General features: G+C 38.7%; 22 protein-coding genes. 12 read left to right on the top strand and 10 right to left on the bottom strand.

Features of this window, described 5'->3' with window-relative positions; all coding sequences use genetic code 11:
• Positions 1–143 precede the first annotated feature (143 nt).
• From ACOFKR_RS06055 to ACOFKR_RS06020, 8 genes are all read left to right on the top strand, one after another.
• Positions 144–1,502 (top strand): hypothetical protein, encoded by a 1,359-nt coding sequence (locus tag ACOFKR_RS06055; protein WP_419803122.1) that lies wholly within the window; start codon positions 144–146, stop codon positions 1,500–1,502.
• A 55-nt stretch (positions 1,503–1,557) separates the two neighbouring features.
• Complete coding sequence (locus tag ACOFKR_RS06050; RefSeq protein WP_419803121.1) at positions 1,558–2,682, top strand: glycosyltransferase; 1,125 nt, start codon at positions 1,558–1,560, stop codon at positions 2,680–2,682.
• Positions 2,682–3,938 (top strand): glycosyltransferase, encoded by a 1,257-nt coding sequence (locus ACOFKR_RS06045; RefSeq protein WP_419803120.1) that lies wholly within the window; start codon positions 2,682–2,684, stop codon positions 3,936–3,938. The genes ACOFKR_RS06050 and ACOFKR_RS06045 overlap by 1 nt, the downstream gene beginning before the upstream one ends.
• Positions 3,939–4,143: 205 nt before the next feature.
• Positions 4,144–4,692 (top strand): WcaF family extracellular polysaccharide biosynthesis acetyltransferase, encoded by a 549-nt coding sequence (locus ACOFKR_RS06040; RefSeq protein ID WP_419803119.1) that lies wholly within the window; start codon positions 4,144–4,146, stop codon positions 4,690–4,692.
• Positions 4,693–4,706: 14 nt separating this feature from the next.
• On the top strand, positions 4,707–5,963 hold the full coding sequence (locus tag ACOFKR_RS06035) for a WcaI family glycosyltransferase (RefSeq protein ID WP_419803118.1): 1,257 nt from the start codon (positions 4,707–4,709) through the stop codon (positions 5,961–5,963).
• A 162-nt stretch (positions 5,964–6,125) separates the two neighbouring features.
• A complete protein-coding gene (locus tag ACOFKR_RS06030) occupies positions 6,126–7,523 on the top strand; it encodes an undecaprenyl-phosphate glucose phosphotransferase (RefSeq protein ID WP_419803117.1) in 1,398 nt (465 codons plus the stop codon).
• Between the two features lie 76 nt (positions 7,524–7,599).
• Complete coding sequence (gmd, locus tag ACOFKR_RS06025; protein WP_419803116.1) at positions 7,600–8,715, top strand: GDP-mannose 4,6-dehydratase; 1,116 nt, start codon at positions 7,600–7,602, stop codon at positions 8,713–8,715.
• A gap of 42 nt (positions 8,716–8,757) precedes the next feature.
• On the top strand, positions 8,758–9,702 hold the full coding sequence (locus ACOFKR_RS06020) for a GDP-L-fucose synthase family protein (RefSeq protein WP_419803115.1): 945 nt from the start codon (positions 8,758–8,760) through the stop codon (positions 9,700–9,702).
• Between the two features lie 40 nt (positions 9,703–9,742).
• On the opposite strand, the gene ACOFKR_RS06015 is transcribed toward ACOFKR_RS06020, so the two are convergent.
• The 7 genes from ACOFKR_RS06015 to ACOFKR_RS05985 form a co-directional block, all read right to left on the bottom strand.
• Complete coding sequence (locus ACOFKR_RS06015) at positions 9,743–10,345, bottom strand: NTP transferase domain-containing protein (protein ID WP_419803114.1); 603 nt, start codon at positions 10,343–10,345, stop codon at positions 9,743–9,745.
• An 18-nt stretch (positions 10,346–10,363) separates the two neighbouring features.
• Entirely contained in the window at positions 10,364–10,558 is a 195-nt protein-coding gene (locus ACOFKR_RS06010; protein ID WP_419803113.1) for a hypothetical protein, read from the bottom strand.
• Between the two features lie 44 nt (positions 10,559–10,602).
• A complete protein-coding gene (locus ACOFKR_RS06005; protein ID WP_419803112.1) occupies positions 10,603–11,331 on the bottom strand; it encodes a hypothetical protein in 729 nt (242 codons plus the stop codon).
• 10 nt (positions 11,332–11,341) lie between these two features.
• Entirely contained in the window at positions 11,342–11,716 is a 375-nt protein-coding gene (locus tag ACOFKR_RS06000) for a GntR family transcriptional regulator (RefSeq protein ID WP_419803111.1), read from the bottom strand.
• A gap of 2 nt (positions 11,717–11,718) precedes the next feature.
• Complete coding sequence (locus ACOFKR_RS05995; RefSeq protein WP_419803110.1) at positions 11,719–12,507, bottom strand: hypothetical protein; 789 nt, start codon at positions 12,505–12,507, stop codon at positions 11,719–11,721.
• Positions 12,508–12,512: 5 nt separating this feature from the next.
• Positions 12,513–13,340: an ATP-binding cassette domain-containing protein gene (locus ACOFKR_RS05990; protein ID WP_419803109.1), complete on the bottom strand. Its 828-nt coding sequence runs from the start codon at positions 13,338–13,340 to the stop codon at positions 12,513–12,515.
• Positions 13,341–13,526: 186 nt separating this feature from the next.
• A complete protein-coding gene (locus ACOFKR_RS05985; RefSeq protein WP_419803108.1) occupies positions 13,527–15,440 on the bottom strand; it encodes a beta-N-acetylhexosaminidase in 1,914 nt (637 codons plus the stop codon).
• Between the two features lie 565 nt (positions 15,441–16,005).
• Here ACOFKR_RS05985 and ACOFKR_RS05980 point away from each other — a divergent pair.
• On the top strand, positions 16,006–16,461 hold the full coding sequence (locus ACOFKR_RS05980; protein WP_419803107.1) for a hypothetical protein: 456 nt from the start codon (positions 16,006–16,008) through the stop codon (positions 16,459–16,461).
• Between the two features lie 18 nt (positions 16,462–16,479).
• Here the strand turns inward: ACOFKR_RS05980 and bshB1 are convergent, their stop codons facing one another.
• Genes bshB1 through ACOFKR_RS05965 form a run of 3 tightly spaced genes read right to left on the bottom strand, consistent with a single transcriptional unit; the run spans position 16,480 to position 18,237 of the window.
• Entirely contained in the window at positions 16,480–17,205 is a 726-nt protein-coding gene (gene bshB1, locus ACOFKR_RS05975) for a bacillithiol biosynthesis deacetylase BshB1 (protein ID WP_419803106.1), read from the bottom strand.
• Positions 17,198–17,734, bottom strand: coding sequence for a glutathione peroxidase (locus ACOFKR_RS05970; protein WP_419803105.1), 537 nt, complete (start codon positions 17,732–17,734; stop codon positions 17,198–17,200). The genes bshB1 and ACOFKR_RS05970 overlap by 8 nt, the downstream gene beginning before the upstream one ends.
• A gap of 5 nt (positions 17,735–17,739) precedes the next feature.
• Positions 17,740–18,237: a DUF4294 domain-containing protein gene (locus ACOFKR_RS05965; protein ID WP_419803104.1), complete on the bottom strand. Its 498-nt coding sequence runs from the start codon at positions 18,235–18,237 to the stop codon at positions 17,740–17,742.
• A 225-nt stretch (positions 18,238–18,462) separates the two neighbouring features.
• Here ACOFKR_RS05965 and ACOFKR_RS05960 point away from each other — a divergent pair, with 225 nt between their 5' ends.
• Genes ACOFKR_RS05960 through ACOFKR_RS05950 form a run of 3 tightly spaced genes read left to right on the top strand, consistent with a single transcriptional unit; the run spans position 18,463 to position 22,508 of the window.
• On the top strand, positions 18,463–20,685 hold the full coding sequence (locus tag ACOFKR_RS05960; RefSeq protein WP_419803103.1) for a RelA/SpoT family protein: 2,223 nt from the start codon (positions 18,463–18,465) through the stop codon (positions 20,683–20,685).
• 57 nt (positions 20,686–20,742) lie between these two features.
• Entirely contained in the window at positions 20,743–21,219 is a 477-nt protein-coding gene (locus ACOFKR_RS05955; RefSeq protein ID WP_419803102.1) for a Fur family transcriptional regulator, read from the top strand.
• 14 nt (positions 21,220–21,233) lie between these two features.
• On the top strand, positions 21,234–22,508 hold the full coding sequence (locus ACOFKR_RS05950; protein ID WP_419803623.1) for an adenylosuccinate synthase: 1,275 nt from the start codon (positions 21,234–21,236) through the stop codon (positions 22,506–22,508).
• The last annotated feature ends 7 nt before the right edge of the window (positions 22,509–22,515 follow it).

The following is a 22,515-nucleotide window of genomic DNA, read 5'->3' as shown; positions in this document are numbered from 1 at the left end:
AAATTTTGTTTTTGCGGTGATGGTTGTTCAAAACTTCCACCATATTTTAGGTGATAAAAGAAGCATTGGTTTTTTGTTCGGTAAAAAAGCATAGAAAATAAATTGAACTAAATTTAAACAGGCTTCAAAATTAGCAGATTCTTATGGTCAATATTGAAAACATAAATCACACAATTTCTGATTCCGATAAGCCTTATTCGTCAACTAAAAAAGTTGAGGCCAATAAGGATCTGAAAACAGGAATTTGGATATATTTTTTGTTACTAATCTTTGAAGGTGCTTTACGTAAATGGTTTTTACCCAGCCTTGCAACACCTCTACTAATCATACGTGATCCTGTTGCAATATGGCTTGTAATCAAATGCTGGCAGAGAGGATTATTTCCGGCATCCATATACCTAAACGGAATGATTATCATAGGTATAATAAGTACTTTTATAGCAATATTTTTAGGACATGGAAATTTGTTTGTTGCATTGTATGGGGCCAGAATACTTGTATTTCATTTTCCTTTAATATTTGTAATCGGGCAAGTATTTAATAGAGATGATGTTATTAAAATTGGAATAGCGACCCTATGGATAACAATCCCAATGGCCATATTGATAACACTACAATTTTATAGTCCACAATCTGCCTGGGTAAATCGTGGGATTGGTGGCGATATGGCTGGAGCAGGATATAGCGGTGCTAATGGTTTTTTTCGTCCACCTGCTACTTTCTCATTTACTACAGGCACCACATCTTATTTTTCTTACGCCGCTTGTTTTGTGTTTTATTTTTGGTTTGATTTAAAAAAAATAAATAAATTAGTTTTACTGGGTGCTACATTGGGTTTGTTTGCTTCTATTCCTTTATCTATAAGCAGAGGTTTATTTTTTCAAATTGGAGTTACTTTAATATTTCTTGTATTGGCAGTTTCCAGAAAACCAAAATACGTTGGTAAACTCCTAATTGCAATTATCGGTGGTGGAATAATTTTAATAGCATTAAGCCAACTTAGTCTATTCAACACTGCAACGGATGCTTTCGTTTCTAGGTTTACTACTGCAAGTGGAACCGAAGGAGGTTTACAGGGAACATTAGGGAACCGGGCTGTTGGTGGTTCAATTTCGTCTTTAACCAGTTCTGTTGATCAGCCTATCTTGGGTTACGGAATAGGAATGGGAACAAACGTAGGTAGTATGCTCTTGGCTGGCAGTAAAACATTCTTAATTGCTGAAGGAGAATGGGGAAGAGAAGTTGGCGAGCTTGGCCCAATTTTAGGCTTATCTGTTATATTTATCCGTATTGGATTAGCAATTAAAATTGCACTTGCCTGCTACAGAAAACTCTCTGTTAATGATATATTACCATGGTTACTACTTAGTTTTGGATTGCAAACCTTAGCACAAGGCAATTGGGCACAGCCAACATATTTAGGATTCTGTATAATAATAAGTGGATTAATGCTGGCTGCACTTAATTCAAAACCCAATCACACTCCTTCATTTAGAAAATAAACCTATATTGCACCTCGTCCTCCTTACCCACCCTAGTTTTTTAGGCCATAAAAGTATGCCCCGCTTTGCCAATATGCTGGCTGATGGTTTGCGGCAACGAGGACATCGGGTTGATACTTGGTCACCAAAACCTTATTTTTCCAAGCTTCCTTTGCCTGTTTTTTTAAAAAAGTGGCTGGGCTATATTGATCAGTATATAGTTTTTCCGGCACAGGTGAAAAAAAGATTAAAATCATCAGACCCAAATACTTTATTTGTTTTAACAGATCATGCTTTGGGCCCGTGGTTGCCTTTGTTTGCTGATAAATCCCATGTGGTTCACTGCCATGATTTTATTGCACAGCAATCCGCTCTGGGACAGATTTCAGAAAATCCGGTATCATGGACGGGCAAAAAATACCAGGAGTTTATCCGTCGGGGATTTGTGAAAGGAAAAAACTTTATCTCTGTTTCTAAAAAAACCCAGACAGATCTGCACCAGTTTATCAACCCAAAACTTATTCGGTCAGAAGTAGTTTACAATGGCTTAAACCAATCTTTCAGCAAAATAGACACCACATTAGCAAGGATCAAAATCGGTAAAAAAACCGGTTTAAATTTAGTCAATGGTTACATTCTGCACATTGGCGGCAACCAGTTTTACAAAAACCGTTTTGGGGTGATAGAAATTTATGATGCCTGGAGAAGCAACACTAACCTTCAATTGCCTTTAATTTTGATCGGGGAAAAACCCGACGAACGGTTGTCCAACAGAATAAACGCATCCGCCTACAAATCCTCCATTCATATTGACAGCAATATTGAAGATAACCTGATCAGCGCAGCCTACTCCGGTGCTTTGGTGTTTCTTTTCCCATCTTTAACAGAAGGTTTTGGCTGGCCGATTGCAGAGGCCATGGCTTGTGGCTGTCCGGTTATTACAACCGATGAGGCACCAATGACGGAGGTTGCAGGCGATGCCGGGTTTTTAATTCCTAAACAACCTGTTGATGATAGTAAAACTAAAGCCTGGGCAATAAATGCAGCAAAAACACTCGATAAAATCGTTTCATTTTCTGCTGCCGAACGTGAACAGGCTGCAAACAACAGCCTTAAAAATGCGAAACGTTTTGATACAAACCTTGCATTAAACCGAATTGAAGAAATCTACCAAAGCATTCTTTTAACCGATCAACATTGATGAAACTGCTTCATATCACAGCCAGTATGAACCCAAAACTGGGCGGCGTTTGCCAGGCTTTAAAAACCATGATCAAAGGTTTAAAGATTTATAAAAGCATTGATAATGAAGTGCTTAGCTTTGATGATCCTGATGCTTCTTTTATCGATAAAAATTTGGTCAAAATAAATGCTTTGGGCGAAGGCAAAGGTCCGTGGTTTTATAATGCCGATTATTACAACTGGTTATCTACCCACCTGCCAGCGTTTGATGTAGTGATTTTGCATGGTTTATGGAACTATCAGGGTTATGGCCTGGTTAAAGCTTTACGGTTGTTAAAAAGCGAAAATGCTTCTTTTAGCACCAAATTTTTTGTGATGCCGCATGGGATGCTGGACCCTTATTTTCAAAAAGCCGAAGGAAGAAAACTGAAAGCGGCACGTAATTGGTTTTACTGGAAGCTGATCGAAAAAAACGTTATTAACCAAGCCGACGGACTGCTTTTTACCTGCGAAGCCGAACTACTTTTGGCCCGACAAACATTTTCACCTTATTTGCCCAAAAAAGAATTGGTGGTTGGTTTAGGCGTTGAAGAACCGCCAGTAAATTCGCCGGCCATACAGGAAGCGTTTTTAAGTAATTTTGAAGCGTTGAAATCAAAACCTTACTTTCTTTTTATTGGCCGGATCCATGAAAAGAAAGGTGTGGATTTGTTGATGGGCGCTTACCGGAATTATACTCAAATCCTGAAAGGTCAGAATCCTACGAAAACAAACGCCGATGCTTCTTTTATCGAACAAAATTCAGGAATACTTCCTTTGGTTATTGCCGGTCCGGGTTTAGAAACGCCTTACGGACAAAAAATCAGTATTGAAGCAGAACAACTCAATCAACCGGGGAAAACCGTTTTCTTTCCGGGAATGCTGACCGGTGATGCAAAATGGGCTGCATTTTACAACTGCGAAGCTTTTGTTTTGCCAAGTCATCAGGAAAATTTTGGGATCGCCGTTGTAGAGGCTTTGGCTTGCGGCAAACCGGTTTTGATCTCTGACCAAATTAACATTCATACAGAAATAAGTAAAGCAAACGCAGGGCTGATTTTTGATGATACGCTGTCAGGGACAAGGCAGTTATTACTAAAATGGAATTATATGCATAATGACGAAAAACTGGAAATGAGCCAAAATGCCCGAAATTGTTATGAGATTTTTTTTGCTGTTGAGCCAGCTACCAAAGCCCTGATCAATGCTATTTTTGAAGGAAAAACGATTGATTAAAACTTTATAAAATAAATTTAAACAAAGCAGTTTTATCCCTTAAAATAGTCAACAGATCGTATTTAGTTAAAAATCTAAGCTTATAATTGCTATTTTTACGCAGTTATAAGCTTTTTCTATGTATAATTAATAATTATTATTAATTGAAAATTAGTTTAACCTTTAACCCGAAAAAACAGGTATAAAAGAAGTATGGTTATTTTTGATGCAAACTGATCTGTCGAAATTTACAATTGGTAATTATACCGCCGGTCCAAAATGGAAAGTTTTTGTATGGCATTTTGTTAATTACCTGATATTTAACAGTTCTTTTCCCTGGCCGTATTCGTTTAAAAGCTATTTGCTCGGGTTGTTTGGCGCAAAAATTGGTAAAGGGTTAGTTATCAAAACAAATGTCAGGATCAAAAACCCATGGCGGTTGGTTGTTGGGGAGAATTGCTGGATTGGGGAATCTGTTTGGATTGATAATTTAGAAAATGTTTTTATGGGAAACAATGTTTGTTTATCACAAGGTGCCATGTTGCTGACAGGCAATCACGATTATACATTAAGTGATTTCCCATATCGCTTAGGAAAAATAACTTTAGAAGATGGTGTCTGGATTGGTGCACAATCAGTTGTTTGCCCGGGTATTACCTGCAGGTCACATGCTATATTAACAGTTAATTCTGTTGCGACCAAAGAATTACTGCCTTGGACGATTAATTCCGGAAATCCGGCAGTTTACATTCGCGAACGCAAATCTGCGGGTTAATTTTATCATTGTTAATGGCGCAGAAAAGAATTTTACTCATTGGCGGAAATTTTTATCCTGAACTTACCGGCATTGGGAAGTACAACGGTGAAATGATGGATTGGCTGGCCGAAGACGGCAATATATGTACCGTGGTTACTACATATCCTTATTATCCAGACTGGAAAATAAAAGAACCTTACTACAAAAAATCTTTCTGGTTCAGCAGATCATATAAAGCAACTCAATCCGGTGCAGGCAACAACATTAAAATTTATCGGTGCCCGCATTTTGTTCCTGCCAACCCATCCGGCTTAACACGCATTTTGTCTGATGTTTCTTTCTGCCTTTCTTGTACCGCTATGGTGTTTTTAGCCTTGTTTAAAAAAAAATACGATTATATTATTACAGTTTCGCCTCCGTTTTTGACCGGAGTTTTAGCAGTAATTTATAAAAAAATTAAAGGTGCCAGGTTTTTTTATCATGTTCAGGATTTGCAGATCGATGCGGCTGCAGATTTACAAATGATCAAATCCCGTACGCTAATCAAATTTCTTTTTCTAATAGAGAAATTTATTATGCGTCAGGCAGATATGGTAAGCAGCATTTCTGAAGGGATGATTGCCCGGATCAGGGAGAAATCAAACCAACCGAAAATCTGTTTTTTCCCGAATTGGGTTGATACAAACACTTTTTATCCGATTGCTGAAAAAAAGGTGCTAAAAGAAGCATTCGGTTTTAAGGCCGAGGATAAAATCATACTATATTCTGGTGCGATTGGCGAAAAGCAGGGTTTAGAAGCAATTTTGCATACCGCAGCTTATTTAAAAAATATTTCTGGTTTAAAGTTTATCATTTGTGGCTCTGGCCCGTATAAAAAGAAGCTGGAAGATTTGAATGTTTTGCTGGCATTGAACAATGTGATTTTCATGCCTTTGCAACCGGCAGACCAATTGAACAACTTTTTGAATATGGCCGATATTCATTTAGTTATACAAAAAACGAATGCTAGTGATTTGGTTATGCCATCAAAACTTACTGCAATATTAGCAGTTGGTGGTTTGGCCGTGATAACCGCACCTGTTCATTCAAGTTTGTATAAAATTGTTGATCAAAATAAAATGGGGATCCTGGCCGAACCGGAAAACCAAAATGCATTAACGCAAGCCATAGAATTGGCCTTAAACCAACAGGAAGAAACAATCCGGTACAATGCAAGAAATTACGCAAAAAAGTATTTGTCAATCAATGAAATATTAAAAAAATACAGTGCTGATATGGCTGCTGCATAATTCAACTATCCACATAAAAATTAAAATAGTTTAATTTATTAATACATTTTGGTTTACTATTTATAAAAATACATCCGATTAATTAAATTATTACGTATATTTTAAAACATTTATTATAAATTTAACATTTTACAAACCTTATATAAGGTTGTTGCCCCAAATATGGAAAACCGTTATATATTTTTTTTAATTGTTTTACTCTTTCTGGGTGATCTGATTGCAATCAATTGTTCTTTCATGATTGCTTATTTTTGGGCTAACCAAACCAATGTTTTCCTGCAATCTTCCCACTACAACCTTGATTTATTGATATTTAACGCAACCTGGATTGCATCGGCTTTTTTTATGCAGCTTTACCACCGGGAAACTGCCCAAAGAACAGAATTTATTTTTCAGAAAAGCTGGAGAGCAGTTGTACTTCATGCGTTAACTTTTAATGTGGTTATTTTATTGACCAATTATGCTTTGTATTCAAAAAATTTCCTGGTATTCATTTTTGTATTTGAAATAGTCGGCTTTCTAATCAGCCGTTTCGTGATTACGGCCTTTGAGCAATATCACATTAAAAGAGTAAGGCATAAGAAAAAAATTGCCATCATAGGTTACAACGAAACAGCAAAAAGACTGGCAGATTATTTTATTAAAAACCAGATGTCATATAACTTTTCTGGTTTTTTTGACCATACTGAGAAAAGTTATGTTGATAAATCCAACCAGGAATTGATCAGACCGATCAACAGCCTGATGGAATTTGCCGCCCAAAATGAAGTTGCAGAAGTTTATTCAACTTTGTTTCCGGAAGATTATCACAGCATGAATGATTTGTTATCTGTAGCAGAGCAAAATTGCGTGCGCTTTAAGTTTATACCAGATGTTACCAAAATCATCAATTCTGATTATGCTATTGACACCTATTTTGATGAAATACCAGTTTTAAGTACCCGTTCAGAGCCGTTGGAGCATATTGCCAACCGTGTTTTAAAACGCTCTTTTGATATCATTTTCAGCTTAGGGGTGATCGTTTTTTTACTATCTTGGCTTATTCCAATCCTGAGTATCATTATTAAAATGCAATCCAAAGGCCCGGTGTTTTTTATGCAGCTTCGTTCAGGCCGGGACAACAAACCTTTTTGGTGCTACAAGTTCCGGAGCATGACCTTAAACAGTGATACCGAACACATCCAGGCAACAAAAAATGATTCCCGGGTAACCAAAATTGGTTCTTTTATGAGAAAAACCAGTATTGATGAACTACCACAATTTTTTAACGTATTAATGGGCAACATGAGTATTGTTGGCCCGCGCCCGCATATGTTAAAACATACAGACGAATACAAAGCGATTGTGCATCAGTACATGGTCAGGCAATTGTTAAAACCCGGTATTACCGGTTGGGCACAGGTTAGCGGTTATCGTGGCGAAACTAAAGATCATAAACAGATGGTAAAACGCGTGGAGCATGATATCTGGTATATCGAAAACTGGTCTATCATGCTGGATATCAAGGTTATATTTTTAACGATTATTAACACTGCTAAGGGAGAAGAAAATGCTTATTGATTTTAAATCTGCTGTTTTTACCCTATATTTTTAAGAAGAATAAATTTTAACGCGATTATCAACAAATCATTTACATATGAAAAAGAAAGCCTTGGTTACAGGGATTACCGGGCAAGATGGCGCCTATCTTGCAGAATTATTATTAGCTAAAGATTATGAAGTGCATGGCATTAAACGCCGTAGCTCTTCTTTCAACACTGATCGAATCGACCACCTTTATCAGGATCCGCATGATGAAAACGTGAGTTTTTTTATGCACTACGGAGATTTATCTGATTCAACAAACCTGATTAGGATTATCCAGCAAATCCAGCCAGACGAAATTTATAACCTGGGTGCCATGTCTCATGTAAAAGTGAGTTTTGACACTCCTGAATATACCGCAAATGCAGATGGTATAGGTACGTTAAGGATTTTAGAAGCCGTACGTTTACTGGGTTTAACTAAAAAAACAAGGATTTACCAAGCTTCAACTTCCGAGTTATATGGTTTAGTACAAGCTGTTCCGCAATCAGAAACAACACCTTTTTATCCGCGTTCGCCGTATGCCGTAGCCAAACTATATGCTTACTGGATCACTGTTAATTATCGTGAAGCTTACGATATGTTTGCCTGCAACGGTATCCTTTTTAACCACGAAAGCCCGCTGCGCGGAGAAACTTTTGTAACCCGTAAAATTACCCGTGGTGCAGCAAAAATTGCCTTAGGTTTGCAGAAAAAACTGTATTTGGGCAATTTAGATGCACGCCGTGACTGGGGCCATGCTAAAGATTACGTTGAAGCCATGTGGTTGATTTTACAGCAGGAAAAGCCGGAAGATTTTGTGATTGCAACCGGTGTTACTACAACGGTGCGTGATTTTGTAAAAATGGCTTTTAAAGAAGCAGGCGTTGAACTGGAATTTAAAGGCGAAGGCGCAGATGAAAGAGGTTATGTTGTGGCTTGCAATAACCCGGAGTATCAAATAGAAATAGGAAAAGAAGTTGTTGCTGTGGATAAAGCTTACTTCCGCCCTACTGAAGTTGAATTATTGATCGGAGATCCAACCAAATCTATCGAAAAATTAGGTTGGAAAATTAAATATGACCTGCCGATGCTGGTTCAGGATATGATGAATTCAGACTTAAAACTTTTCAAAAAAGAACGCTCTTTAAAAGAATTGGGCTATACTATCAAAAATCAATACGAATAGATAAACAAACACCACTTTATTTTAAAACCTAAAACAAAACTATTGGAAAAAAATGCCAAAATATATATAGCAGGCCATAACGGTATGGTGGGTTCTGCTATATTCCGAAAATTAACGGAAAAGGGCTTTGAGAATATCATCACCCGGCCTTCTAAGGAACTGGATTTAAGAAATCAGCAGGCAGTTGAGGGTTTTTTCGCTGCTGAAAAACCTGAGTATGTTTTTTTGGCGGCCGCAAAAGTAGGCGGTATTGTTGCCAACAACACCTACCGGGCAGATTTTATTTATGAAAACCTTGCCATTCAGAACAATATCATTCATCAATCATACTTAACCGGTGTTAAAAAATTATTGTTTTTAGGTTCGAGCTGCATCTACCCGAAACTGGCCCCACAACCAATTCATGAAGATGACCTACTAACCGGACCTTTAGAGGAAACCAACGAACCGTATGCCATTGCAAAAATTGCAGGTATCAAAATGTGCGATGCTTACCGCGCGCAATACGGCTGTAATTACATTTCTGTAATGCCAACAAATTTGTACGGTTATAATGATAATTACCATCCGCAAAACTCTCATGTGTTGCCGGCCATGATCCGCAGGTTTCATGAAGCAAAGTTGAATAATTTAGATACGGTTGTAATTTGGGGGACAGGAACACCGAGAAGGGAATTTTTATTTGCAGATGACTTGGCAGAAGCCTGTTTTTATCTTATCAATAATTATAATGAACCTGCCCCAATCAATGCCGGAACTGGTGTAGATATCAGTATTGCAGAACTGGCCGGATTGGTAAAAAAGATTATTGGTTTTGAAGGGAAAATTGAGTACGATCACTCTAAACCGGATGGCGCACCACGTAAATTAATGGACGTAAGCAGATTGCATAATGCCGGTTGGAAACACAGCATCGATATAGAAGAAGGTATTGGCCTGGCTTACGCTGATTTTTTGGCAAAAGCAGAAAATGTAGCATTCAGGTAAAACAACTTAGCTTAAAATGCTTCTTTTATCGGATAAATTTTTACCTGATAAAAGAAGCATTTTTTTGTAGAATCCCTTTCACAATTTTTGCATCTGCAGGCGTGTTGGCATTAATTAAAGCATCAGGGTTTGGTGCTTTAATCATTTTTGCATGGTGTTGAATAAGGAGTTTCCTTAAAGATAAATGCTTTTGCTGGTGTGCCGACAAAAGTAATCCGTAGCTTTCAGCTTCCCAAATAGCAACCAACGGTTCAGGCAAATTATTTACAGGATTCAAAAACGCAGTTGCAATTTTAGTTACGTCCCTTTGTTCAACCAAAAATTTTAATATTGCTTCATCAAGCAGCGGCAAATCACAAGCTAAAATCAGCCAGGCGCAATCCAAACGCTTATTAAATGCCGTTAAAATCGCTTCTATCGGTCCGGAACCTTCAAATAAATCCGGTAAAACCTGATAATCCGGATCAATCTCCTGCTGCTGATCGGTACGGCAGGAAATAAAAACTTCTTCGCAAAAAAAGCCCAGCAAATCTGCCAGATAATATTGCTGCTGCTTTTTATGCCAGCAAATTTCGGCTTTGTTCACGCCCATCCGGACACTTCGCCCTCCAACCAAAACCAACCCGTTTAACGCTTTTTGCATCTATTTTTGAAATTATTTTTAACGGATTTTGCTTACAATTACTTCACACAAAACCTGAAAAATAGTACGGTTGTTAAACATACCAACAAGTTCCGTAGAAACATTGGGCAATTCCAGGCTGATTGTGTGCTGTAAGGTTCCCGCAGTGGCAATCAAAAAAACAGGTGCTAAAAGAAGTATGAACGGGTTTGTGTTCAGGAAAAACTTTTTCATGTGATAATAATTGTGTTGAAATTCGGGCTTTGATTTTGGATAAATTACTTAGGCTGCGTTCTTAATTGTTTCAAAGTGCTTCCGCCTAAACTAACGTTGGCACTATCTGAAATATTGAAATTTGTTTTTTCGATTTTAGGATTTTCAATAACCAACTGGTTTTTACCCAAAACATTAATATTTGCGTTTCCAATCTGATTGTTTGATGCAATAAAAAGATAAGCATGTGTGGAAGAATTGGTGCCAACTATAGCATTTAGATTTTCAATTTTAGTTTTCTCCAAGTTCAAATGTGTAGATTCATTAACTATTAAGCTGAGGTTTTGCTGATTAAATCCAGATAAGTTGGTTGTTGCATCAGAAGGATAAATTTCCTGATTTTCTTTAACCAGCAATAATGGTTGCATAACAACTTCATTTATCGAAGGACAAATAATAGTAACACTATTGCTGTACGGAATAATCTTCGGACTATTTCTATCTATCACATCGATAATCAGCTGGTCTCCAATTTTTGAAATTTTGATCCGGTCTTTTAGGTTTTTATCTATCCAAACCCCAAAATGATCGCCGCGCTCAACTGTAATTGGTAAATAATTTGCTGCACGGTTATCAATTGATTTGAATCCATTAAACCCAAGCTTTTCTTTTTCATAAAACCTGCTTTTGTATTCGCCTTTCAAATATTCTGCACGCAAAGCAAAATCATAAGCAACCATTGATAAGATGATAATCAATATTGCAGCGATAAATAGTTTGTTACTTGTTTTCATGATGCTGTTTTTATGCCTGATAATTTTGTGTCTTAAACTCCTGATAACGTTTTTCAATCTCATCCAAACCAATCTCCAACAGAAAGATATTTTTGAAAAACTCCGGTAATTCTTGTTGTAAAAAACGTTCTTTACGATAACTTTTAACTTTCGTTTTCGCATCAGAACTTACAAAATAACCGATGCCGCGCTTATTGAAAATCACTTCCTGGTTTTGCAGAAAATCATAAGTGCGAGCAACCGTGTTTGGGTTTACTTGTAATTCAACTGCCAAATCCCGTACAGAAGGTATTTTTTCTTCCGCAGTCCACTTTTCCAGCGTTATATTTTCGCTTACGTACGCTGCAATTTGCAGGTAAATAGCTTCGTTGTCCCTAAAATCCATAATTAAACTTCCTTTTCTTTTAGCCTGTAATAAGCACTTATCCATAAAATCAACACCACTAAACCAAGGACGATCGCGCCAGAATAATCGGGCATAGAAACAGCATGTACCGACCAGTATTGTTTCCCATCTGTAAAAGATATCGGGCTAAAAAATGTAGTGCCGTCAATTTTTTCATTGATCATCGCACCTATAATTGGCTTGTTGATCAACCCAAAAGCAAAAGCTGCGATAAAAAATGCAAAACCAGTTTTAATGAAGTGGAGTTTCTCAAAATAAATAGCCCCCCAAATAGTTAATGAATGCAAAAATGTATAGATGATAAAAGTGTAATATGGATGCGGTTTAAAATCATTGGTAAATATATTAATCACAGAATTAGGATGTTGCAATGTGCCTGGCTGACCCATTTGCACAACAACAGTTGCAATAAGATAATATATGCCCACATATAAAACCTGAAAAATCAGGAAAGAATACAACCAGCCAACTAAATATTTTTCAAAATGTGAAGCTGGTAAAGTAAGTGCCGGGATAGCTTTCTTTTTATCGCCCATTTCACTAAAAATCATGCTGGTAAAAATGCAACCGGCAAGCAACAAAAAGGCCATAAAAATCCCGAATTGAAAACCCTGGGGCAAATAACCTTCGGTGTTGTAGGATGTAACGCCCATTACCAAAAGCAGCAAGCCGGCCAAAACCGCTACCGACATTAAGTAAGTTTTATAGTTTTCTATTGTATGCTTTTTAAAAAGCATTCCAAATCTGGTGAAATCAAAAGTTTGGTTCATGGCAGTTAGTTTAAAATTTCGGTTACCGTTTGGTTGTCAGCGATGATGGCGTTAAAAAGCAGTTCCATATCAACTTTGCTGTAACTGCCGATGCTGTTTTTAGTGATGGTATTTATGCCGCGAATACTTTCTTCGGCATATAAAACATCGGCTCCGGAGGTAGGAGTTGTGCTGAAGTTTAAGCGTTCAGAAATCTCATCCAGACTTTTGTTCAATACAATTTGCTGGTTATGAACTACGATCAAACTATCGATCAAATTATCCAGATCCCGGACCTGATGTGTGGAGATCACAATACAACGAGATTCCGTTAAAGCCGAAGCAATGATTTTGCGGAACTGACTTTTGGAAGGAATATCCAAACCATTCGTTGGCTCGTCCATAATTAAAAGCGAAGTATTGGTAGAAAGCCCGAAGGCAATCATTACTTTTTTTTGCTGGCCGAAAGAAAGTTTACTGAGTAAACTTTCATTTGGAACATCAAATTCGGCCAACATCCGGTCAAACTGATTTTCATTAAAAGAAGGATAAAAATGGCCTGTACTTTTTACAAATTGTGTGGCCGTTAAAGCTGGCATGTAAACTTCTTCCGGAATAAAAAACAAATCCTGCAAAAATGCCGGTAAACGTTTGGAAGCATCAAAACCGTTTACTACGCAAGTTCCCTTTTGCGGAAAAACCAAACCGGCAATGTTTTTTAACAGAGTTGATTTGCCTGCGCCGTTTTTACCGAGCAAACCGTAGATGTGCCCGGTTTGCATTGTCAGGTTCAAATCCTGGAACAAGGTTTTTTTCTTGCCGTACCCGAAAGTTAAGTTTGAAATCTTTATCATAAATAGTGTATTAGATAAATAGTACACTACAAATGTAACTATGAATTTTAGATTTGCAAATCTTTTTGAAAATAAATTTTTAAACAAAAAAAAGTCCTGCTTCAGGAAGCAAGACTTTTTACGAATCTGATTTTATGCCGATAAAAGAAGCATCGAAATCCTGATACTTCTTTTATCAGTGTAAAATTACTTTTTCTTCGGAAGGCGGGCGTTCAAATCTGTAATCGGGATGCTCATCATCCGGCCAATAGGCTTGTTGCCACGGTAGGTTATCATTTTGATCTGCGCAGCTTCTTTTGGCACCGTTAACGGCTGTGTATATTTAGGATAAAAACGATCAGGGAAAGAATTATCAAAGCTGTAATAGATATCCAGGCCTTTGATTTCGGTGGATAAAGCAATGTTCATCACGCTGTCTTTTCTTGAAACGTTTACAATCGGATCGTACATGCTTGGCGCATAATTGATTTCGGCCTCCTCCATTCTCGGGAACTGCCCTTCTACCCTTCCGGCAAAATTGTCCCAGTTTTTACTTGCTTTTGGCGACCAAAGCGATTCTGCAATGGCCATGCCGCGCGGCCAGGTCATGTATTCTGCTTTTCGCATGTTGTAAACCTGTTCTGTCCATAAATTGGCCTGTCCGCCTTTGATCAATTTCGCATCAACACTATCCGGAACGGGTTCAAACTGATAGGTTTTATCCAACCTAAGCGTGGCATATACTTTTGATTCTATAGATGGATCGCCCTGCATGTAATCAATATAGGCAAAAGTAGTTGGGCTCATCACAACTTCGTGGCCCATTTTGGCTGCTTCAATGCCTCCTTGCATGCCGCGCCAGCTCATCACCACAGCGTTTGGTGCTAGGCCGCCTTCTAAAATCTCATCCCAGCCCATAAACTTTTTGCCTTTGGATTCTACAATTTTTTCTACCCGTTTTTCAAAATAGCTTTGCACTTCCTCCATGTTTTTAAGCCCTTCTTTTTTCATAAGTTCTTTTACCGCATCGCTTTTTTCCCAAAAATTCTTCGGGCATTCGTCTCCGCCTAAATGAATGTACTCAAACGGAAAAAGCTGAGCTATCTGTGTGATCACTTTATCCATAAACGTATAAACCTTTTCGTTGGCCGGGCACAAAGTGTTATCAATCAAAGCAATAGGTGGCTGTCCGTGAGACCAATCCATAATTTCCTCGCCCGAACGCACTTTGTAGTTTTCTGCACCCGGTGTGCAGGAAAGTTCTGGATAAGCAACTATGGCAGCCAAACTATGGCCGGGAACATCAATTTCGGGCAAAATATTTACAAAGCGTTCTTTTGCGTATTGCACCAATTCTTTAATGTCATCCTGTGTATAAAAACCACCGTAAGTGCGTGGTTCGTTGGCAGGCGGAGGAGCAAAAGTGCCAAAATAACCTACCCGTTTTGCGTTAAAAGCACCTACTTCGGTTAATCTTGGCAAGCCTTTTATTTCAATACGCCAGCCTTCATCATCTGCCAAATGCAAATGCAGCAAATTAAATTTGTATTTAACCATGGCATCGATGTATTGCTTCACTTCCTGCTTAGTAAAAAAGTGGCGCGCAACATCAAACATTAGTCCCCGCCAGCCGAACCGTGGATAATCGGTTATACTGAGGCATGGGACCGTCCACTTCACGTTTTTTGCAGCGGATTTGCCTTCAATCTCTTTCGGGAACAGTTGCATCAAACTTTGCACGCCATAAAACAACCCGGCCGGTGCATTAGCTTTTATACTGATGTTTTTTGGTGTAACGCTAAGCTGATATCCTTCTTTACCAATTAGCGGGTTCGACAATTTATTGAGCACTAATTTTATACTGCTAAAAGAAGCATTGGTTTTTACGACAACTTTTTTACCGGTTGCAGTTTCAAGCTTTTTTTGCAAGTAACCGCTTACCATTTTCATTTCGGCAGAATTAGCAGCTTCAATAGTTACAGAAGCAGGCAAAACAAAACTGCCCTGGCCGGTTTTCATTGAAACCGGTACCGGAATAATGGATATTTGTTTTGTCGGGTTCTGGGAATGCGCACCTATACAAAAAAGGCAGCAAAATAGTAAAAGTGGGGTTTTTAACATTAACGTTCAGATAAATATAATTGAATAATAATATGCGCAATACAAATGTATAAATTAGGTTGTGTCTATCAATCTCAACAATATATTTATTTTAATAAAAAAAATTGATATAGTATAAACGTACTTTTGCGACAACATCATTAAATCCCTTTTTAACTTTGACCAACAATTTTATAATGCTTCTTTTATCCCTATAAACTTTGTTTTTATAAGAGCCTGTTTAAATTGCTGTCGAATGGTTTTATGGTGCTTCTTTTATGCCGGTAAATTTTGTTTTTGCAATTGTTGCTAATAGAAAAAATTTATTTAAATTAGTAAATTTCAGGTTGTAAAAGAAGCATATAAACGATCAGAATTAAACAGCTGTTAAATACCACAAGCTTTGGGGTCCAACACAACCTTCATTACAATTAATTCTGTATAAACTTCAATTTATCGAACAAACTGTTAAATTTTTATACAATATAGTTTGAAATGCTTAATTTTATGTTAATTTTATTAAATTGATTTTGGCAATTTTATATTATGTTTCCAAAAAAATTATCTACTACAATAATCTTTAGTTATGACCAAACTAGATGAAAATCTCAAAACTCAGCTTCTTGACCTTGCTGAGATTTTAAATGCCTTTAAATCAGAAGTTGTACAGGTAAAAATTGCCGAAAAACTACTGGACAATATTTTGTTTGATGTTTTGATACCCAATCAGGAAATGCAGGATTTTGCTTCCAGAAGAGCAAAAAGAATCAACCCGAACAAAGACTGGCTGAACGATGCGCCTGCCAGGGAACGCAAACCAACCGGGGCCACTAAAGCCATGTACCGGTTGCTCGACACGGATTTTTTTGACCAGCCGCAGTCTATTTCGGCAATAGCAAATAAATATAAAGAAGAATTTAATGAGGAATTTAAAACTTCTGAGATTTCGGGGATATTGCTGAAAACTGTAAAAGACAATATTTTAAAACGGGAAAAAAACCAGAGCAACAAACGTTATGAATACGTTAAAATGAAGGCTTAACGTTACATGCTTCTTTTATCATACTAAATTGAACAGGTTATCAACGCCAAATAATCTTTTTGAGGTAAAACCCTCCGCATATTTTACTTGTATTGCCCGGCCGAATTCTCGTGCCCTGGCTTCTGCAACTTCCATAAATGCAGGACTGGAAATGTACGTTTCAGGTTCATCGGCCCAATCAGGATTATAGAATTGTGACTTATACGCCCGGATACTGGCAACTTTTAGTTCCCAGTATCCGGTTATGTCAATCAAAATATCTGGTTTAAGGTGCGTGTCCTGGATAAAATTTAAAATTAGTTTTGGCCTCCAAACCTGTTGATCTTCGCCATCTGTCAATGCTGTTTTTATCTTACTTAATCCGGCATAAAAACCGGCGTGTTCTACCAGTTTTGCAGATCTGGCGTGGTCAGGGTGCCGGTCAGAAGTTGCACTTGTGATTATAATTTCGGGCTGATATTTACGGATGACTTTGATTACTTCAAGCTGGTCTTTTTCGTCATCTTTAAAATAACCATCGCGCAAACCTATGTTTTCGCGAACCGATAAGTTCAACAATTTTGCTGCATGATTGGCTTCCTCCTGCCTGATTTCAACTGTTCCGCGCGTGCCCAATTCCCCACGGGTCAGATCGGCAACGCCTACTTTTTTACCTAAAGCGATGTGTTTGGCAATTGTGCCTGAACAATATAGTTCGGCATCGTCCGGATGTGCCGGCAAAACAAGAATATCTAATTTAAGCATCCGCTATGGTTTTAACATCAGCCAATCCCGATTTGTGAGCCAGTAACTTTTCTATTTTTTTCTTAATTTTAGAAGAAGTTGGCTTGGTAAAAGGATAGAAAAAATCACAAACTTCTCCGTTTTTATTGATCAGGTATTTATGAAAATTCCATCGCGGCGAAGAATTGATATGGGCATTCTGCTTTTTATCAGCCAAAAACTGGTACAAAGGATGAGCGTACGGCCCACGCACGCGTATTTTGTTGAACAGTTGATAATTTATGCCATAATTAACGGTGCAAAATTCTTCGATCTGTTTGCCGTTTAAGGGTTCCTGTGCGCCAAAATCATTTGATGGAAAAGCCAATATTTCAAAATCCTGGCCGGCAAACTGCTGTCGTAAATCTTCCAAGTCTTTCAACTGTGGCGTAAAACCGCAAGCTGAAGCTGTGTTTACAACCAATAATACCTTTCCGCTAAAAATGTCGAGACGCACGGCCTGCCCACTAACGGTTTCGACGTTAAACTGATAAATGTTTTTTTCGGTCATTATGGTCAATAATAAGATGAGTAACCGGCAGAAACCAAAATGGCTTGTATGTCTTTTTCTTGTTCAGGATCATAAGTTTCCTTTAGATCATGGCCAAACATGCGTGCTGCTGATTGAAACATAAAAGCCTTAAATCCGCCTTTCATCTGTTTCAATAACTCAAAACTGGTATTTCCTGTTTCACGCTGCACCAGTTTAATCAAAATCTCGCCCTGGGTTATGGTCAGGTTTTTAATCTGTTTATTAAACAGGTCTTTAATCTCTTTTTCGCAGGCTTTCATCATTTCCTTCTGCTGATGCTTGTCTGAGGTGGTGGCCAAATCACGTTGCAGTTGGCGGTATCTGTTGCCTGCAAACTGTGCATAAGGCAAAACTTTTAAAACATTGTAACGCAAACGATTATAAGCAGCCCGGTCTTCAGGAGTTTTAAAAAGCCGGAAATCACGGATGTTTGCATCGGGCAATAAAACCCAAGGCACAAATTCTCCGTTCAATTCGGTCACTGCAACTTTTATACTGTCATTTTTGCCGGGTTTTATTTTAAATTTGGTTATACCATCTGTAGATTGTGCTTTTATAACACAAGACAGACATGAAAAAAGCCCTATAAAACACAGATATTTCATAAATTTACCTAAACAAAAATAGGGTAATTTTAATAATATATCATTAAATTAAGTACGTAAACATGGCACAGCTGAGGTTAAAAAACATAGGATAAAAGAAGTATGAAAGAAATTGTGATTGACCTGGAAGCGGAAAAAAAAGAGATTTTAAAAAGATACCGGTCTTTGCTGCGTGCCTGCAAATCCAAATTACAAAAAGGTGATGAGCGGATGATCCGAAAAGCGTTTGAGGTTGCCGTGGAAAGCCATCAGGACATGCGGCGCAAATCCGGCGAGCCTTATATTTATCATCCCATTGCCGTGGCGCATATTGCTGCAGAAGAAATCGGCCTCGGCCCAACTTCTATTGCTTGTGCGCTTTTGCACGATGTGGTTGAAGATACAGATGTCACTTTGGATGACATTGAACGTGATTTTGGCAAAAAAGTAGCTAAAATTATTGACGGGCTAACCAAAATTTCCGGTGTTTTTGATACAAACAGTTCTTTGCAGGCAGAAAATTTCCGGAAAATGCTGCTCACACTGGCAGATGATGTGCGCGTGATTTTGATCAAGCTGGCCGACCGGTTGCACAACATGCGTACAATGGAATTTATGCCCCGCGATAAGCAGCTTAAATTATCTTCGGAAACCATTTATCTGTATGCACCGCTGGCCCATCGTTTAGGTTTATATGCCATAAAATCCGAGATGGAAGATTTGTCCATGAAATATATGGAACCGGAAACTTACCAGTTCATCAAAAAGAAACTGAATGAGAAAAAAGCCGAGCGCGAAAGGTTTATCGCTGACTTTATTAAGCCGGTAACAACACTGTTTCAAGATCAGCATTTAAACGCAGATATTTTTGGACGGCCAAAGTCAATCCACTCTATCTGGAACAAAATGAAAAAGAAAAATATTCCTTTTGAAGAGGTTTATGATCTTTTTGCCATCCGTATTATCCTCGACAGCAAACCTGAAAATGAAAAAGCAGATTGCTGGAAAGCCTATTCTGATGTAACGGATATTTACCGCCCAAATCCGGATCGGTTGCGCGATTGGATTTCCTCGCCAAAAGCCAACGGTTACGAATCATTGCACACAACCGTTATGGGGCCGCGCGGCCAATGGGTGGAAATCCAGATCCGCACCAACCGCATGAACGAAATTGCCGAGAAAGGCTTTGCCGCACACTGGAAATACAAAGAATCATCTACCGAAAACGGGTTGGACCAATGGATTTTTAAAGTCCGCGAGATGTTGAAAAGCCCCGAATCCAATGCTTTGGATTTTTTGGATGATTTTAAAATGAACCTGTTTTCTGACGAGATATTTATTTTTACCCCAAAAGGAGCATTGGTGCAATTGCCACTGAATGCAACCGCACTGGATTTTGCTTTCGAAATACACTCAGACGTTGGGGCGAAATGCATTGGTGCGAAGGTAAACCACAAACTGGTTCCGTTGAGTTATAAGCTGCAAAACGGTGATCAGGTGGAAATTATCACTTCCGGGAAGCAATCGCCAAAAGAAGACTGGCTGAATTTTGTGGTTACGGCAAAGGCAAAATCCAAAATCAAATCGGCTTTAAAAGAAGAAAAACGCAAAATTGCCGAAGAAGGAAAGGAGATTCTGGAGCGCAAAATGAAATCGATCAAACTATCCTACACTTCGGATAATCTTTATAAACTCTCTTATTTTTTTAAACTTCAAACCACGCAAGACCTGTTTTATAAAGTCGCTTTAGGTCAGATTGATTTGAAGGATTTGCGTGAATACATCGCTTCAGAGAAAATTATTGAGCACAAACCGCAGGACAAAATTGATGCCGAGCAGATTCAAACCCTGATCCGCAACGTCAAAACCAAAGACAGCGATATTTTACTGATCGGCGAAGACATGCAGAAAATCGATTACCGCTTGGCAAGCTGCTGCAACCCAATCCCCGGCGATGATGTTTTTGGTTTTGTTACCGTTGGCGAAGGCATTAAAATCCACCAAACCAACTGCCCGAATGCCACAAAACTGATGTCAAACTACGGCTACCGGATTGTAAAAGCAAAGTGGACCAACCAGCAGGAATTGGCGTTTTTAACGGGTTTGCGCATTAAAGGTATTGACGATGTGGGGCTGATCAACAAACTGACAACCGTTATTTCCAACGATTTTAAAGTGAATATGCGCTCGTTAACGGTGGACAGCAACGACGGTATTTTTGAAGGCACCATTATGATCTATGTGCATGATAAAGAGCACTTGGACAATCTGATCAAAAAGCTGAAATTGGTCCGCGGTGTAACGACTGTGGCGCGTTTTGATTCGCCAATGGAAAAGGTCTCGTAAACGAAGCATTCGTATTTTCTTGATTTATTGATAACTTTGATCTGATAAATAATCAGCATGGCTCAACAGGAAACCATTGATATGGTTAAAAAAATTTTTGAGGCTTACCTTGAAAATAAAAGTCTTAGAAAAACCCCGGAGCGTTTCGCAATTCTTGAAGAGATTTACTCCCGCAGTGATCACTTCGATGTAGAATCGCTTTACATCCACATGAAAAACAAAAAATACCGCGTTAGCAGGGCAACGGTTTACAACACTTTGGAGTTGCTGCTTTCATGCGATTTGGTTACTAAGCACCAGTTTGGTAAAAATATGGCCCAGTTTGAAAAATCTTATGGTTATAAGCAGCATGATCATATCATATGCCTTAACTGCGGCCGTGTGGTAGAATTTTGTGATCCGAGGATTGGCCAGATTCAGGATATGATGGGCGACATTTTGAAGTTTCAGATCAAGCATCATTCTATGAATATGTATGGCGATTGTTCGCGTTTGAAAATGGCAGGTTCCTGCGAATATTATAATAAAAACTAAACTCTGATAAATATATAATGGTTGATGTATTGTTAGGTCTTCAGTGGGGCGATGAAGGCAAAGGAAAAATTGTGGATGTGCTTTGTCCGCAGTATGATATGATTGCCCGCTTTCAGGGCGGCCCGAATGCTGGCCATACGCTTGAGTTTGACGGCCAGAAATATGTGCTCAACACGATCCCTTCCGGTATTTTTAACGAAAAAACGCTTAATTTGATTGGTAACGGCGTAGTGATCGACCCGATAATTTTAAAACGCGAACTGGATGATTTAAAAAAAGCAGGTTTTGATCCGGTTGGAAAAGGCAAGTTAGTCCTTGCCCGTAAAGCGCACCTGATTTTACCCACGCACCAATTGCTGGATGCCGCTTCAGAAAGCAAAATGGGGGCCAATAAAATCGGTTCTACCCTGAAAGGTATCGGCCCGACTTATATGGACAAAACCGGCCGCAACGGTTTGCGCGTTGGCGATACGATGTTGCCCGATTTTAAAGAACGTTATGATCGTTTGGTTGAAAAACACAAATCAATTTTGGTGCATCATGGCGAAATCCTTGATTTCTCCGAAAAAGAAACTGCATTTTTTGAAGCGGTAGAACTTTTGAAAACCATTCCGCAGGCAGATAGCGAGCATCTGGTAAATAAATATTTAAAAGAAGGAAAAACTGTTTTGGCGGAAGGCGCACAAGGCACGATGCTGGATGTGGATTTTGGCTCCTACCCTTTCGTTACTTCATCCAACACCACAACGGCCGGTGCCTGCACAGGTTTGGGCATCGCCCCAAACAAAATTGGAGAAGTAATCGGGGTTTTTAAAGCATACTGTACACGCGTTGGCAGCGGCCCGTTCCCTACTGAACTGGAAAACGAGACCGGTGAAGAACTGCGCAAAACCGGCCATGAGTTTGGTGCCACAACAGGCCGCCCGCGCCGAACCGGCTGGATTGACCTGCCTGCCTTAAAATACGCAATCCTGTTAAACGGTGTTACGCAACTGGTGATGACGAAAGCTGATGTTTTGAGCGGATTTGAAAAAATTTACGCTTGCACAAATTACGCTTATCCAACAGAAACGATTGATTATATGCCATACGATATTTGTACGGTAAAGCCTGAACCGGTTTTGAAAGAAATTGATGGCTGGCATGAAAACCTGACCGCAATTACAGCAGTTGGCCAAATCCCGGAAAAGTTGAAAGCTTATATCCGTTTTCTGGAAGCGGAACTGGGCGTTCCGGTAAAATATTTATCTGTTGGGCCGGATCGTGTGCAAACCCTGCTTTTGAATTAACAAATTT

This window comes from Mucilaginibacter sp. (assembly GCF_965201005.1).
In the GTDB taxonomy this organism is placed as follows: Bacteria; Bacteroidota; Bacteroidia; order Sphingobacteriales; family Sphingobacteriaceae; genus Mucilaginibacter_A.
This window is presented reverse-complemented; position numbering and strand designations above follow the sequence as displayed.